Here is a 13,084-nt window from a genome sequence, read left to right as displayed (position 1 = left end):
TCCCCTCCGAAGTTAGCGGCTATGTTTCGACGGTCTGTGTGGCCGACGGTCACGGTGGTGTGGCTCCCGGTGACGGCGGTGGCGGAACCCCGGGATAGAGAGGCGTGCCATCTGGTCCGTACTGGGGTGCGCCGTAGGGCGGCGCGCCGGGGTAGGGCACGGGGCCGGGCGCCGGACCGCCCGGGTAGCGGATACTCGGCGGTTCGGGGACCGCCCGAGTCACGGGGAAGTAGTTGGCGTACCCAGGGAATCCGATGCCGGGATTGGGCCGCCAATCCAATCCGGTGCCGAAGCCGGTGTTGGCGATCAGCTGTCTCACCGGGAAGTTCTGGGCGACGTCGGGCAGCGAGCCGCACCCGGGCTTTCCGCCTTCCCCGCCCTTGCCGGCGTTGATGGGCAGGTTGGCCGGATACCGGTACGGGTCGTATCCCGGCAACAGTTCAGCGTCCATGATGAGAGACTTGCCGTTTCCGCCGAGCATGTCGGCGTAGCCGTTGTCGAGGGTGGTCTTGGCGCCGACGAACAAGCAGGTGAGCTCCGGGTTGTACTTCATCAGCAAGTTCGTCGTGGGCTCCAGCAGGTTGACCGCTTTCACCAGGTTGTCTTTGCTGGGACCTAGCAGGTCCACTCCGCTGCGCGACAGCCCCACGACGTTGAGCAGCAGCGCGTCGAGTTGCTGGGCGTGGCTGGCGACTGTCGCGCTGGTTGTGGTCGCGGCGGCCAGGGTGTCGATGATGTTCTTTGCCGCGGCGCTGTAGGTGTCGCTGACACCTTTAAGCGCGCGGAAGTCCTCGCGCACAGTGTCGGTACGTGGATTCAGCTCCAGCAGAACCTGATTGCCCGCGGTGATCGCTTCGCCGATCCTGTCACCTTGTCCTCTCACTCCCTCGGCGAGCGCGCTGAGTACGGCATTCAGCTTGAACGGGTCGATCGCCTTGATCAGCTGCACCACGTTCTGAAACACGGTGTTGACTTCGGTGGCGACGTTCTGTGATCTCAGCACCGCTCCCGCGGACAGCCGCTGCGGGCTGGGGTTGGGTGGGTAGACGAGGTCGACATACTTCGCCCCGAACAGGGATATGGATTGGATGCGCGCCTCGACGTTGGCCGGGATGTGTCCGATCTGGGCTGGGTCGATGTCCAGCTGGATGCGTGTCAAGTCTCCGCCGCCAACCGAACTGACGCGGCCGACCTGCACCCCGCGCATCTTCACCCGGGAGTTGGGCTCCAGCACCAGACCCGAGCGGTCCGCTGTCAGAGTCACCGGCACGCTTGGGGTGAACGTCCCGTTGAACATGGTCAGACTCAGCGCCACCGCCGCGACGATGCCCGCGACCAGGAACACCGCCCACCATTCGGTGGAGATCCGACGAGCGCCCATACCGTCTGCCATACGCGTCACCCCGCGTAGTTGAAGTTGCCGGTCTGGCCGTAGAGAGCCAGGGTGACTAACAGAATCACCAGTTGCGACGCGATCAGTGACGTCCGGGTCGCGCGCCCGACCGCCTCGCCCACGCCCGCGGGACCGCCGGTGGCGTTAAGTCCGTAGTACGTGTGGATCAGCATGATCACCAGCACTTCGGCGACCGTGACGGCGAAGGAGAAGAACACAGCCTGTGGATTGAGAAAGGTGTCGAAGTAGTGGTCGAATACTCCGGACCCTTGCCCGTAAAACGCGGTGGTGATGACCCGTACCGAGAAGAACGACATCAACAAGGCCACGCAATACAGTGGAATGACCACGATCATGCCGGCGAGCAGACGGGTTGAGGCCAGATAGGCAATCGGCCGGATGCCCATCACCGCGAGCGCGTCGACCTCCTCATTGATTTTCATCGCGCCCAGCTGCGCGGTGGTACCGGCACCGATCGTCGCGGCGAACGCGAAGGCGGAGCTGGCCGGGGTGACCAACCGAACGTTAACGAAGGCGGAGGTGAAGCCGGCCAACGCTTCCACGCCGACTTGAGACATCTGGTTGTAGGCCTGACTTGCCAGGGCGCCGCTGGTCGACAAATTCAGGAAGGCAACGACCGCAACGGTGCCACCCACCACCGCCAAGGATCCCGAGCCGAGACCGATCGCGGCGATCTGGCGCAGCAATTCAGCCCGATAAATACCCACCGCCTGGACGATCGAGGCGACCGACTGTCCGTAGAAGTGGGCCTGATCGCCGAGATCTCTCCACTTGGCCCTCCACTGGCTCAAAGAGCGGGCGGTGCCTGGAAACCGCTGCCGTAAGACAACGCCGGCGCTCATTTCGTGACCTCGAACCCGACCGCAGTGACGATGGCATTGACGACGAACAGCAACAAGAACGCAATGACAACGGTTTCGTTGACCGCGTTACCCACACCGGCCGCGCCTTTTTGCACCCGCAAGCCTTGGTAGCAGGCAATCAGACCCGCCACGAAACCGAACAGCGTGGCCTTGACCAGAGACACGAGGACATCGCTGAGACCCGTGATCAGCGTCATACTGGCAACGAATGACCCGGGAGTCACGTGCTGGAAGTACACCGAGAACAAAAAAGCGCCAAGGAGACCAGTCACGGTCACGACAGATGACAGGAGCACCGCGACCGTCGTCGTCGCCAGCACCCTGGGGACGACAAGGGAATGGATCGGGTCAAGGCCGAGGACCCGCATCGCGTCGACTTCCTCGCGGATGGTGCGCGACCCGAGATCGGCGCACATCGCCGAAGCGCCGGCACCGGCGACGACGAGGACGGTCACGAAGGGGCCGATCTGGTTGACCGCGCCCAATGCTGCGCCGGTTCCTGAGAAGTCGGCGGCGCCGAACTCGCCGAGCAACGTGTTGAAGGTGAATGACGTCAGCACAACGAGGGGAATCGACAAAGTCAGCGCGGGAACCACGGAAACCCGTGCCACGAACCATGTTTGGAGGAGGAACTCGCGCCATTGGAACGGTGGTTTGACCATCGCGACGAACATGTCCAGCGTCATCGCGTAGAGCCCGCCAATTACGCTGAGTGGTTTCAACGCTTTGACGTCAGCCGCTGTCGGGAGGTCCTCGAACTTGTCACGGAGCGAAAAGCGCTTCACTCGAAGTCCCCATTACCTTGCTGAGGCGCAGTCACGTTGCTGCTTCCTGGCGCGGCTCACCAGAGGTGTCAACCGTCATGCCAATTGCTGGCCGCAGCGTGATGTCGAAACGAAGTCCGATGTCGTCGCGGGTGGCGATAAGGGCCTGCCGCCGCTCGGCGGGCAGGCGGCGCAGCAGGGAGTCTTTGGCGAGATGACACCCCGGAAGATAGGCGCGGGTGATCAGCCGATCGAGAAGCCCCCGGGCATGTACCGACACCGCAATGAACGGCGCTGCTCCGTGCTCGGGTGCGCGAGACGGCACCATTCTCACGCTGTAACGACCCTGTTGGTCCGTGATGGCGCTACTCGGGCGAGTAGAGGTTCGGCGGTCGCACCGCGGCAGTCCGGTCGTCGTCGCCGCATTGTTGTCGTCGCCCGCGGCATGCCAGGTCTCGATCAGGGCGTCAGGAACTGGTCGACCGTCTTCACCCGTGATCACCCCGTGAAACTCGATGGCCCCGTAAGCAGCGGTCGGCCGGTCACATCGCGGCCATGAGGTAGATGCCACGGCTCAGTCGCCCCACACGAGTCCGTCGACCTCGCCCACGAGACGGAGTCCGGCGCTGAGCACCGCCATGTTCGCCATCGCCACCTTGATCGGGCCGACGAATTTGATCTTGCGCGTCGCGATGGCGGTCGCGACTCCGATCTCGCCTTCCGCAACCCGGTGCCAGACATTCGCGGTTGCAGTCAGGACGAAGTCGGGCTTTCGCCCCTCGATCTGGCCCCCGCCGTAGACAGCCTCACCGTCGGTGATCTCCAACTGTGACACCTGGTCGTTTGCGTCCTGAACTCGCCATTCGATCAGCATGGTCAAGTCTTTGGCGTCCTGCCGGATCTCGGCCGAGCCATTCCACAGATCGCGGTACGCGTGCGCCCAGTCGGGCGACATCAACGCGACGGCACTCATGATCAAGTCATCTCCTTCAGGTCAACGAGTCAAACGGGGTACACCAGATAACGCGGTGGGGTGTTGTCGAGCACCACGAATCTTTGCTGGAACAACGCGGTCTCATGCTCGAGGACAACGACATCTTCGCTGTGGCCACTGACCAAGATCCCGGGCTCGCCGGAGGCCCCGGTATAGGTAACGAGGATGTTGGACCGCACCTCCCAGCGGTCTTCGCCGAGTTCCCGCATCGCCGTGCGTTGCTGAAGGTGGCGGGTGTCATAAGGTTCGACGGTGCCCGCCCAGACATCCTGGATCATCTTCACGCGGTCGACCAGCCGTTGCCGGCAATCGTCCATCATGTATGCCAGCGGCAGCCCCTCGCGGACGTTCTCCATCGCGCGCACCTCGTAGGCACATTCCGGCGCGAACAGGGCAAGCCACGCGGTGAAGTCCTGCTCGTCGACTGCGCGAGCGTAGGCCCCCAGCAGTTCGTCCACCAGGTAGGCGGCGCGTGCCCGCCGATCTTCGATGCTCGTTGTCAACAAAACTCCATCACCTCCCGGTAGTGGGCCCACCACCCTGTATTGGCGACTTCGTCGTTCTGCGACGACTGCGACAACGGGCGGCCGACGCCGGCGACGAACCGCTGGTAGCCGCCATCACGCGCGGTCGCCTGCACGCGGTTGTAGACGGCGGCGTCCTCGATGCTGATGAAGCCGCTCGGGCCCAGCAGGTTGGACGACTGGCGGACCCGGTGGCGCGCGTAGTCCTCGCTGTCGCTGGCGTGGCCGAAGAACGTGTAGCGCACCTCGGTACGATCAACCCCGAGCGGGCGGGCGTACCGGACGTTGATCGTGTCGACGTGACGCACGATGCCGGTGACCGGCCGTAACGCAATCACGCGGGCTCGGCTGTCGTCCCCCATCCGCGTGACCACACTCGGGTCAGCCAGAAAACCGTTGTCCACGTAGGGTTGCGAATCGTACAGAATCGACATGTGCCCATAGGGCTCGCTGACCAAGATGTCGCCGTTGCCGCCTTGCCAGTTGAGCAGTTTGAACGCGCTGTGCAGTAGCGGGGCATGGTAGGGATCGTTGTCAATGTAGGTTTTCCAGTTACTTTGAAACACCACCGTCTGGTAGCCCAGCAACGTCAAGTCCCCGTCATCGAGCATGCAGTCGCGCAGCGGACCAGCACTATCGCCAAGGAAGTCGTCGAGCGGCGGCGGCTCATCATCCATGCTGACGAAGATCAATCCCCACGACTCGACCACATGCAGCTCCCGCAGGCCGTAGTCCTCCTCGCGGAAGTCGGGGCGGAACTGCATGCGGCGGGGCGCGCCGGCGAAGCGGCCGTCGTTGGTGAAGAGCCACCGGTGATACGGGCACTCGAATCGCTCCGCCACCCCGCACCGGCGCTGTTCCAGCAGGGTTCCCCGGTGGGCGCAGGAGTTGACGAAGACGCGGATGCGGTTATCGCCGTCCCGCACCATCAAAAGCGGCGTGTCGGCGAGCCATCTCGTCCGGAAGGCGTTGCGCTCGGGCAGCTCGGCTCGGTGTGCGATCGGATGCCAGTAGGGGCCATAGAAGATCCGGGCGAGCTCTTCCCGGTAGATCTCGGGGTCGCTGAACACCTCCTTGGGGATGTCCGCGGCCGACGTGAAACGTTTCCGAATCGCAGGCTGCACATGGTCGAACTCCAGCGTCGGTCCAATGTTCACTGCACTGTTCCTTTCTCCAGAGTCGCGATGTGGGTGATCGCGCCCAGGCCGTCGGCGAGGCGCGTCCAGGTGTGGCCCTCGTCTTCCGACACGCTGAGTTCACCCGCCGTGGTGCCGTAGTACAGCCGAAACTCACCGTGTTCAGTGAGCACCCCTTCCAGCGCCCAGACCATGTCGAACAGGCCGCGGTCGCCGTTGGTATCCAGCCGTCCCCAGGAGACGCCACCGTCGTTGCTGCGGAAGAACCCCACGTCGGCGCCGCGGCGTCGGCGCAGTTTGGACGGCGACAGGAAATAGACATTGCCGTTGAGCACGCCCATCACCAGCCGGCGCACTGCGGCCCACTTCGGTGGGATGCCGTCGGCCGCGGCAAGGAACATCACGTCGGGGTCGGCGGGATGCACCACGATCGCGTCTTCGGTGTAGTTGCGCTCGCCAAGGCCGTCGTTCGACTGCGCCCAGCTCTTTCCGCGGTCGGTGCTGCGGTAAATGCCCTTGCCGCCGCGGTAAGGCTTGGTGTCCTGGCCTGTGGTGACGATGAGCCGGTCGGGAGCTTCGGGGTGCAAGACCACGCGGTGGATGTCGTGACCGAGGCCGTCGACCTCCTCCCACGTCTGTCCGCGGTCCCGGGTGACCAGGAGGGATCCAACTTCAATGCCGGCGTAGACGACGTCAGCTTCGAGGGGGTGCACGGCGATGGTACGGACGTGCGCGATTCCCGGGCGGATGGGGAAGCTCCACCTTTTCGCTTCGGGTACGTCGAGGAGGTTCCCACACTCGGCCCAGGTCCCGTCTTCCCACCGCAGCAAGTGCGCTGGTTCTGTTCCGGCGTAAAGCGCGTTGGGTGTGTGCGGGTCGAACGCCAGCGCGCGCACGTCGCGGTGGGCGAGGCCATCGCCGAGGTCAGTCCAGTGGTCTGCGCCCGCGGTGGCCAGAAACACGCCGTGCTTGTGGACCGAGACGGCGACGCGCTCGCCGTGGGCAGCCATTGCCATGACCTGCCCCGGCAACTCGGGCCAGGCCGCCCGGGCTGTGCCGTCGCCGGACACGGTGAACACACCCCGGCTTGTCGCTGCGACGAGCATCAGGCCTCCTCGTCTGAATCTGGGCCACAGCCCTCGCGAAGGGGCTGCACTCTCGAGTGGACGGGGTCGAAGCTCACCGGCGCCGCGCCAAGACTGGTGTCACTCACGGCTTCACCAGCACCTTGACCAAACCCTCGCGGCCCTCCAATAGCCCGCCCAATCCCTCCTTGACGGCGCGGTCCAGCGGGATTCGAGAGGTAATCTGCGGCGTGAGCGCGATCTTTCCGTCAGCCATCAGGGCGAGGACGGTGGGGAAATCGTCGAACATGTCGTACCCGAAAACCATCCGGAGCTGCGTCTCCTTGAGCAGATGGCGGTTGACATCCAGCGAGGCCGCGCCGTCCCATGACGACATCTCCATGAAGCGGCCCTGTTTGCGTAGACAGTCCAGGCCTTGTGTGAACGCCTCCGCGCTGCCCGCCACATGGAAGACGACGTCCACCCCTACGCCCCGTGTCTCCTCCAGGATGCGCGCGGTGGTCCCGGGGTCATTCGGATCGAGCACCAACGTGGCGCCGAGGTCGCGAGCCAGGCTGCCGCGCACGCCGCTTGGTTCCGTGACGTAGATCCGCGCCGCTCCTGCTGCGCGTGCACACTGGATCACGGTGAGCCCCAGTGCCCCGGCGCCGAGGACCATCACCGTTTCGCCGAGGAGCAGTTCCGCTCGCCGCACCGCGTGGAATGCCACCGCCGTCGGCTCGGTCAGGGCCGCCTCCTCGAGGTTCACCTCGTCCGGCACTCGGACCGCGAGCCGAGACGGCACTGCGACGTAGTTCGCCAGGCCCCCGTTTCGGGTCAAGCCGATCCATCCTGGGCGCTGGCACAGGTGGTAGAGCGACCGGTGGCAATAGTGGCAGCTCCCGCAGAAATCCATCGGAATCACCGCGGCGCCCTCCCCGATGCGGGCCTGGTCGATGCCCGCACCGACCTCCACGATCCGGCCCGAGACCTCGTGACCGAGCACCACCGGCGGCTGCGAGAAGGTGGGCCCCGCCACATACTCGTGGAGGTCAGTTCCACATAGCCCGGTCGCCGCCACTTCGATGATGACCTCACCGGCCTGCGGCGCCGGGTCTGGCACCGATGTCAGACTCACGTCGTTGTTGCCGTTAAGAACGATCGCTTCCATCTCAGCCCGCGGCGCTCTCGTGGGTCCGGCAACGATTCAAATGGTTAGGGACCATGCTCATACCGCCTCGAACGCCCGGAAAGTGACGCCGGCGGTCATGCCTCCGTCGACCGGCAGCACGGCACCGGTGATGTAGGACGCCTCGGGCGAGGCAAGAAACACAGCGGGCGCCGCGATCTCGTCTGGTCCTGCGAAACGCTGCATCGCGCAGAGGTCAACCATCATCGAGGCGTGTTCGGGGTGCTCGGCCAGGAACCGTTCGATCCTCGGCGTGCGGGTGCCCCCGGGGGCGATCGCGTTCACGCGGATGTTGTCGCGGGCGAAGTCGAGGGCCATGTTTTTCGTGAGCAGCACGACCCCGCCTTTGCTTGCGCTGTAGGCGGAGCACCTGTTCTCGGCGAGGATCCCGGCCGTCGACGCGACGTTGACGATCGATCCGCCGCCACCCTGGCGTAGCAAGGGGATTACGGGTTTGGACATCTGAAAGACACTGCCGAGGTTCATGTCGATCTGGCTGCGCCACTGCTCCTCGCTGATCTCCTCCACGTTGCGGGCCAGGCTCCCGCCGACGACGTTGAACAGTGCGTCGAGCCGCCCGAACTCGGTCAGCGTCCGTTCGACGACACTGTTTGCAACATCGCGGAGGCAAACGTCGCCGGCGACGCCGCGAACCGCCGCGCCGGACTCGGCCAATTCGGCCACGGCGGCATCGAGGCCCTCGCCGTCGGTGTCGGCCATGACACAGCACCCACCTTCGCGGCACCACCGCAGGGCGATCGCCTTACCGATCCCCGCGGCGGCGGCGGTGACGATCGCGACCCGGCGGTCCCCCGCCGTCACGGCACTCACGCGGCGCCGATCGTTGGACGGGCGCACTTCGCGCACAGCCTGGGTAGAAGCTTCATCAAGCACGCCCACCGAATGCGGGAGGCTGGCCCATGTATTCCAGCCATCTCCCCCAAAACCGCCGCTGGTTCTGCTCGGCGTACCCGCTCGGGAGAGCCTCTCCCGGCCCTGGCCAGTCGGTGAGCGGAGTCAAGTCCATGCCCATTTCGTAGTTCAGCAGGCCTGCACCGGCGAACGGACCCTGGACAGATTCGGTGATGGCCTTCCACGCCTCGGCGTCGTCCTGTTCGAAAACACCGCCTGGACCGAAGTTGTTGACGTAGGACGCCTGGGACGCATCGCGCAACCATTCGGGAGCGTCACGTTCGACCAGGAACCAGGAGAGGATCTCCATCCGATCATGAGAGAGCGGATGCCACACCCGGAACGTGATGAACGGGGTGGGGGGCGACATATGGTCAGGCGCGATGGTCACGTTGATGAAGGACAGATTCGGGAACACCGTGCCGTGAATGAAGGCTGAGCGTCGCATCATGTCCTTGTGTGCCGGCGACGGATAGGACGCCGCCATCTGGTCGACGACTTCGTCGGGGTATCCCTCGTACTCGGGGAAATCGGCGAGGTTGGGCGGAAAGCCGAGGACGCCGACGCCGTGGCCGTTCTGCAGCGAGATCTCCGCCGGTGCGCTCGCGAAGTTCGGGTCACCGGGTGCCATGCCCAGCTCGACCATGGAGCGGTGGGCAAAAAGGGTGTGGTAGGAGTCGCCGACAAAATTGTCGGCGGCTGTCTTCCAGTTCGCCGACATCACCCATCGATGCGGCGCCCCTATCACCTCCAGACCGCCCGCTGTCTTCTTCGCAATGAGGTCGAGGTAGAACGTCGTGTCGCCGAGGTAGTCGGTCAGGCTCGGCGCCTTCGGATCGACGCTGCCGAAGATGAATCCGGCGTACGAGTCGACATGGGGGATGTGACGTAATCCCCACTGCGCCTTGTCGAAGCCGCCGGGATAGGCCTCCCTCATCGCCGGCACACCGACGAGCTCCCCGGTGTTGCTGTACACCCAGCCGTGGTACGGGCACTGGAAGTGCGCGGTGTTTCCCGTCTCCGCGCGGCACACGAGCGCGCCACGGTGTCGACAGGAATTGGACAGCGCCTGGATCTGGCCGGAAGCGTCCCGGCAGAGGATCACCGAGTCGGCCCCGATGTGCCGCACGACGAAGTCGCCGGACTTGGCCAACTCCGAGTCGTGTCCGAGGAACACCCAGGCGCGTCCGAAGATCCGCTCCATCTCGATCGTGTGCAGCGCGGGATCGCTGACGACGCGGGCCGGTAAGCGCCCGACCTTGAGCCCGTCCGCTACGTCGCGCAGCGCGCGCCGCAGGTAGGGATCGGTCGCGTCAGCTGTGCCGGTGGTTTCGGTTGTTTCGGTGGTCATGTGGTCAGACCCTTTCTGGAGTAGGCGATAGCCAAGGAGGAAGGCGGTGAGGTGAACTCGGCCCTATAGGACGACCGACAGGTTGTCGATGGGCAGTGTCGAGTGGTCGAGCAGGACCTCGCGCCGAGCGAGCCGCAGCGAATCGTCGGTCCGGCGCACCACGTCGACGCGTTCGGCCGAGAGCAACTCCCACCGGCCGCTGTCTCCGCGGCTGCGGAAGAACAACAGGTTCGAGCGCACGGTCAACTCATCGGTCCCCGGTCCTGCAGTCGTGCGGATGTTGGACACGAAGTGCCGGGTCCGCGACCGAGGTGACTCCGCCCACGAGAAGTCCGTCTCGCCGCGCAGGACCCGCATCTCCAGGCCCGTGTAGTCGTCGTTCCAGTGCGCGATCGCGCCCACCCAGCCTGCGGAGTCCTCCCTCGTGGTGCGCACCGGAACCACATACCGGATGTCGGGGTCAAGCAGACCCAACCATTCCCGGAACTGGCCCCCATCGAGGAGCTCCGCTTCCCGGAACATGAAGTCCTCGACGGCCTCACGGGTATCCCGATCGACCGCGACCGCGTTCATCACATCGAACTCCTCGACCAAACCGTCAACACTCACTCTCTGTTCTGCTGAACAGATGCGTCCTCCGCTGTAGAGAATGCTAGATACATCACACCGGCCCGTCAAGACGCCATCTCGGAATGAACCACGACCAAAACGGCTCCCACAGCAAGCCCCACGGCGCTCCCAGAACCAGCCCCACGGCACACGTCATTGACGGCCAGCGAACCTGTAGACGACAACCGGATGTATCGCCCGGTCGTCGCCTTGCCCGGCGGCTTGACAGCGGCGGCGGCCGTTGCAATGTGCGCACTGTCGGTGAGAGCGCTGCCGGCGTTTTCCTCGTCGACGCGCGGCAGCACACGCACGTCTATTGGCCGGTCCCTACGTTATGAGGGTCGAATCGCCGCGATTAGAGGGCTGGAATGGATCATTAATGGCGGCAGCCTGCTAAAGCACGCGCCGCTCATGCCTCCGCACCTTCGGCGGAGTTATCCCTATGCATCGATACCGCCGCGTCGTCGTCGCGGATCTACGCCCGTGACGTTTATGTGTCGGTCAGGCTCCGGCCGGACTCAGGACAGCGGAGGGCCTGGCGGCCCGATGCGACGGCTGATTGTTTGTAATTCGGTATAGGAATCCAGGCTGGCTGGAGAGAATTCGCGTCCCAAGCCGCTCGCTTTCGCCCCGCCGAAGGGTGCGCGGGGGTCGAGGGAGGTGAAGGTGTGGCTGTTGATGAAGACGGAGCCGGTGTCGAACCGACGGCCGAGCAGGAACGCCCGCTCTTCATCTGACGTCCAGATCGAGGCGGCAAGCCCGTATTGCGATTGATTCACGAGCCGGATCACGTCGTCGAGTTCGTCGTATTTCAGCACGGGCACTACCGGGCCGAACTGTTCCTCTTCGACGATTGCGAGGCGGGGATCAGCCGCAGTGACCACGCTGGGCATCATGAAGTGGCCGTGGTCCCAGGCCGCCGAATCGAGCCGCTGGCCGAGGGTGGTGACGGTCGCGCCGCTCGAGCGCGCGTCGTCCACGATCTTCTCGACGAGGTTCTTCTGCTGAGCGTTGTTCAGCGGCCCCATGGTGACTCGGGGGTCGTCGCCGGGCCCGACGACGATTTCATCCACGGCGGCTGAGAACGCTTCCACGAAGCGGTCGTGGATGCGGGTCGGCACGTAGATACGTTTGAGACCGAAGCACACCTGGCCGGTGGTCCCGAACGCGCCTTTTACGATCTGCCGCATAGTCTCGGGCGAGAGGTCGACGTCGTCGAGGAGGATCGCGGGGTCGTTTCCGCCCAGCTCGAGCGTCACCCGCTTGATGTCGCGCGCGGCCGCGGCCATAACTTTGCGCCCGGTATCGATGCCGCCGGTGAAACCAATCTTGCGAATTCTCGGGTGAGCGACGAGTGCTTCTCCGACCGCGTCGCCTCCGGTGACCATGTTGAGCACGCCCGGAGGGAAGTGCTGTTGGAGGGCTCGGATGATCTCGGCGAGAACCAACGGGGAGTTTGCCGCCGGCTTCAAGACGACTGTGTTGCCGGCGACGAGCGCGGGCGCCAGCTTCATGAATGCCAGGACCACCGGGAAGTTCCACGGCGTGATGGCGGCCACCGGCCCGATTGGGCGGCGGCGGATGAGGGTCGTGCCCCCGGTGTCGCGAATCTGTTGGTCTGCAAGGATTTCAGCCGAAATGCCTGCGGTGTAGCCGCAAATGCCCGACGCGAATTCGAGGTCGACGTGCGACTCTTCGAGGATCTTTCCGTTCTCCCGGCTCAGGATCGGCGCATATTCCTCGATCATGTCGTGGATCGTGCCTGCGGCGGCAAGTAGTGCTCCCTGGCGTTCTTCCAGGGGCCGCGATGACCATTCTGGGAACGCCATTGCGGCCGCTGCGACCGCTTCGTCGACCTGCCCGGGTGCGGCGTCTGGGACCGAACCGAGCAGTACCCGAATATCAGCCGGGCTAACGACGTCGATCGTCCGGTCGGATGTTTCCTCACGTCCGTTGATGATGAGGTTTGCGCTGATCATGCCGAAGTCCTAACTTTCCTGCGGGGAACGGTTGATTTGTGGGAGCCATGTCTGGGTCATCGGAGGATCGCCCGGCGACCGCCAGATAAGTGCCGAATCCGGCGCCGGCCGCATCGGGCGGCCATCATCGCCTGACCCCGCAGCGTGGACCTTGCCGACACCGAACACGCCCGGCTCGCGCTATTCCGATGGACATCAAGATCCTTTTTCGTCTGGCTGGGGGTCGCGGCTGTCGTCGAGGGGCTCCACGCGGGGGAGGAACTGTCCCGTATACACATCTCCGAG

Annotated in this window: 13 protein-coding genes; all 13 read right to left on the bottom strand. The window is 64.7% G+C overall.

Annotated features, from left to right (window positions below; genetic code table 11):
* Positions 1 to 49 precede the first annotated feature (49 nt).
* Complete coding sequence (locus tag CSQ99_RS26935; RefSeq protein WP_099042067.1) at positions 50 to 1,393, bottom strand: MCE family protein; 1,344 nt, start codon at positions 1,391 to 1,393, stop codon at positions 50 to 52.
* Between the two features lie 5 nt (positions 1,394 to 1,398).
* A complete protein-coding gene (locus CSQ99_RS26930) occupies positions 1,399 to 2,256 on the bottom strand; it encodes an ABC transporter permease (RefSeq protein WP_099042066.1) in 858 nt (285 codons plus the stop codon).
* Complete coding sequence (locus tag CSQ99_RS26925) at positions 2,253 to 3,062, bottom strand: MlaE family ABC transporter permease (RefSeq protein ID WP_099042065.1); 810 nt, start codon at positions 3,060 to 3,062, stop codon at positions 2,253 to 2,255. The genes CSQ99_RS26930 and CSQ99_RS26925 overlap by 4 nt, the downstream gene beginning before the upstream one ends.
* A gap of 31 nt (positions 3,063 to 3,093) precedes the next feature.
* Positions 3,094 to 3,612 carry a dioxygenase family protein gene (locus tag CSQ99_RS31990; RefSeq protein ID WP_099042064.1) on the bottom strand — a complete coding sequence of 173 codons (519 nt, stop codon included), beginning with the start codon at positions 3,610 to 3,612 and terminating at the stop codon, positions 3,094 to 3,096.
* 3 nt (positions 3,613 to 3,615) lie between these two features.
* A complete protein-coding gene (locus CSQ99_RS26915) occupies positions 3,616 to 4,014 on the bottom strand; it encodes an SCP2 sterol-binding domain-containing protein (protein ID WP_099042063.1) in 399 nt (132 codons plus the stop codon).
* 29 nt (positions 4,015 to 4,043) lie between these two features.
* Positions 4,044 to 4,538: an aromatic-ring-hydroxylating dioxygenase subunit beta gene (locus tag CSQ99_RS26910; protein ID WP_245909115.1), complete on the bottom strand. Its 495-nt coding sequence runs from the start codon at positions 4,536 to 4,538 to the stop codon at positions 4,044 to 4,046.
* Complete coding sequence (locus tag CSQ99_RS26905) at positions 4,535 to 5,629, bottom strand: aromatic ring-hydroxylating oxygenase subunit alpha (RefSeq protein ID WP_245909114.1); 1,095 nt, start codon at positions 5,627 to 5,629, stop codon at positions 4,535 to 4,537. Before CSQ99_RS26905 ends, CSQ99_RS26910 begins: the two co-directional genes overlap by 4 nt.
* 83 nt (positions 5,630 to 5,712) lie before the next feature.
* A complete protein-coding gene (locus CSQ99_RS26900; protein WP_099042060.1) occupies positions 5,713 to 6,801 on the bottom strand; it encodes a WD40/YVTN/BNR-like repeat-containing protein in 1,089 nt (362 codons plus the stop codon).
* Positions 6,802 to 6,904: 103 nt separating this feature from the next.
* A complete protein-coding gene (locus tag CSQ99_RS26895; RefSeq protein ID WP_245909113.1) occupies positions 6,905 to 7,882 on the bottom strand; it encodes a 2,3-butanediol dehydrogenase in 978 nt (325 codons plus the stop codon).
* Positions 7,883 to 7,987: 105 nt separating this feature from the next.
* On the bottom strand, positions 7,988 to 8,770 hold the full coding sequence (locus CSQ99_RS26890) for a glucose 1-dehydrogenase (RefSeq protein ID WP_176561239.1): 783 nt from the start codon (positions 8,768 to 8,770) through the stop codon (positions 7,988 to 7,990).
* Positions 8,771 to 8,834: 64 nt separating this feature from the next.
* Positions 8,835 to 10,211: an aromatic ring-hydroxylating dioxygenase subunit alpha gene (locus CSQ99_RS26885; RefSeq protein ID WP_099042057.1), complete on the bottom strand. Its 1,377-nt coding sequence runs from the start codon at positions 10,209 to 10,211 to the stop codon at positions 8,835 to 8,837.
* Positions 10,212 to 10,274: 63 nt separating this feature from the next.
* Positions 10,275 to 10,784 carry a 3-phenylpropionate/cinnamic acid dioxygenase subunit beta gene (locus CSQ99_RS26880; protein WP_099042078.1) on the bottom strand — a complete coding sequence of 170 codons (510 nt, stop codon included), beginning with the start codon at positions 10,782 to 10,784 and terminating at the stop codon, positions 10,275 to 10,277.
* Between the two features lie 554 nt (positions 10,785 to 11,338).
* Positions 11,339 to 12,799 (bottom strand): aldehyde dehydrogenase family protein, encoded by a 1,461-nt coding sequence (locus tag CSQ99_RS26870; RefSeq protein WP_011777801.1) that lies wholly within the window; start codon positions 12,797 to 12,799, stop codon positions 11,339 to 11,341.
* Positions 12,800 to 13,084 lie beyond the last annotated feature (285 nt).

Origin of the sequence: Mycobacterium neglectum (genome assembly GCF_002591975.1) — a bacterium.
Taxonomy (GTDB): domain Bacteria; phylum Actinomycetota; class Actinomycetes; order Mycobacteriales; family Mycobacteriaceae; genus Mycobacterium; species Mycobacterium neglectum.
This window is presented reverse-complemented; position numbering and strand designations above follow the sequence as displayed.

What these genes read in the sequence shown, in the direction of transcription:
- CSQ99_RS26935 (WP_099042067.1), bottom strand. Translation starts at nt 1,393, where the DNA reads ATGGCAGACGGTATGGGCGCTCGTCGGATCTCCACCGAATGGTGGGCG.
- CSQ99_RS26930 (WP_099042066.1), bottom strand. Translation starts at nt 2,256, where the DNA reads ATGAGCGCCGGCGTTGTCTTACGGCAGCGGTTTCCAGGCACCGCCCGC.
- CSQ99_RS26915 (WP_099042063.1), bottom strand. Translation starts at nt 4,014, where the DNA reads ATGAGTGCCGTCGCGTTGATGTCGCCCGACTGGGCGCACGCGTACCGC.
- CSQ99_RS26900 (WP_099042060.1), bottom strand. Translation starts at nt 6,801, where the DNA reads ATGCTCGTCGCAGCGACAAGCCGGGGTGTGTTCACCGTGTCCGGCGAC.
- CSQ99_RS26885 (WP_099042057.1), bottom strand. Translation starts at nt 10,211, where the DNA reads ATGACCACCGAAACAACCGAAACCACCGGCACAGCTGACGCGACCGAT.
- CSQ99_RS26880 (WP_099042078.1), bottom strand. Translation starts at nt 10,784, where the DNA reads ATGAACGCGGTCGCGGTCGATCGGGATACCCGTGAGGCCGTCGAGGAC.
- CSQ99_RS26870 (WP_011777801.1), bottom strand. Translation starts at nt 12,799, where the DNA reads ATGATCAGCGCAAACCTCATCATCAACGGACGTGAGGAAACATCCGAC.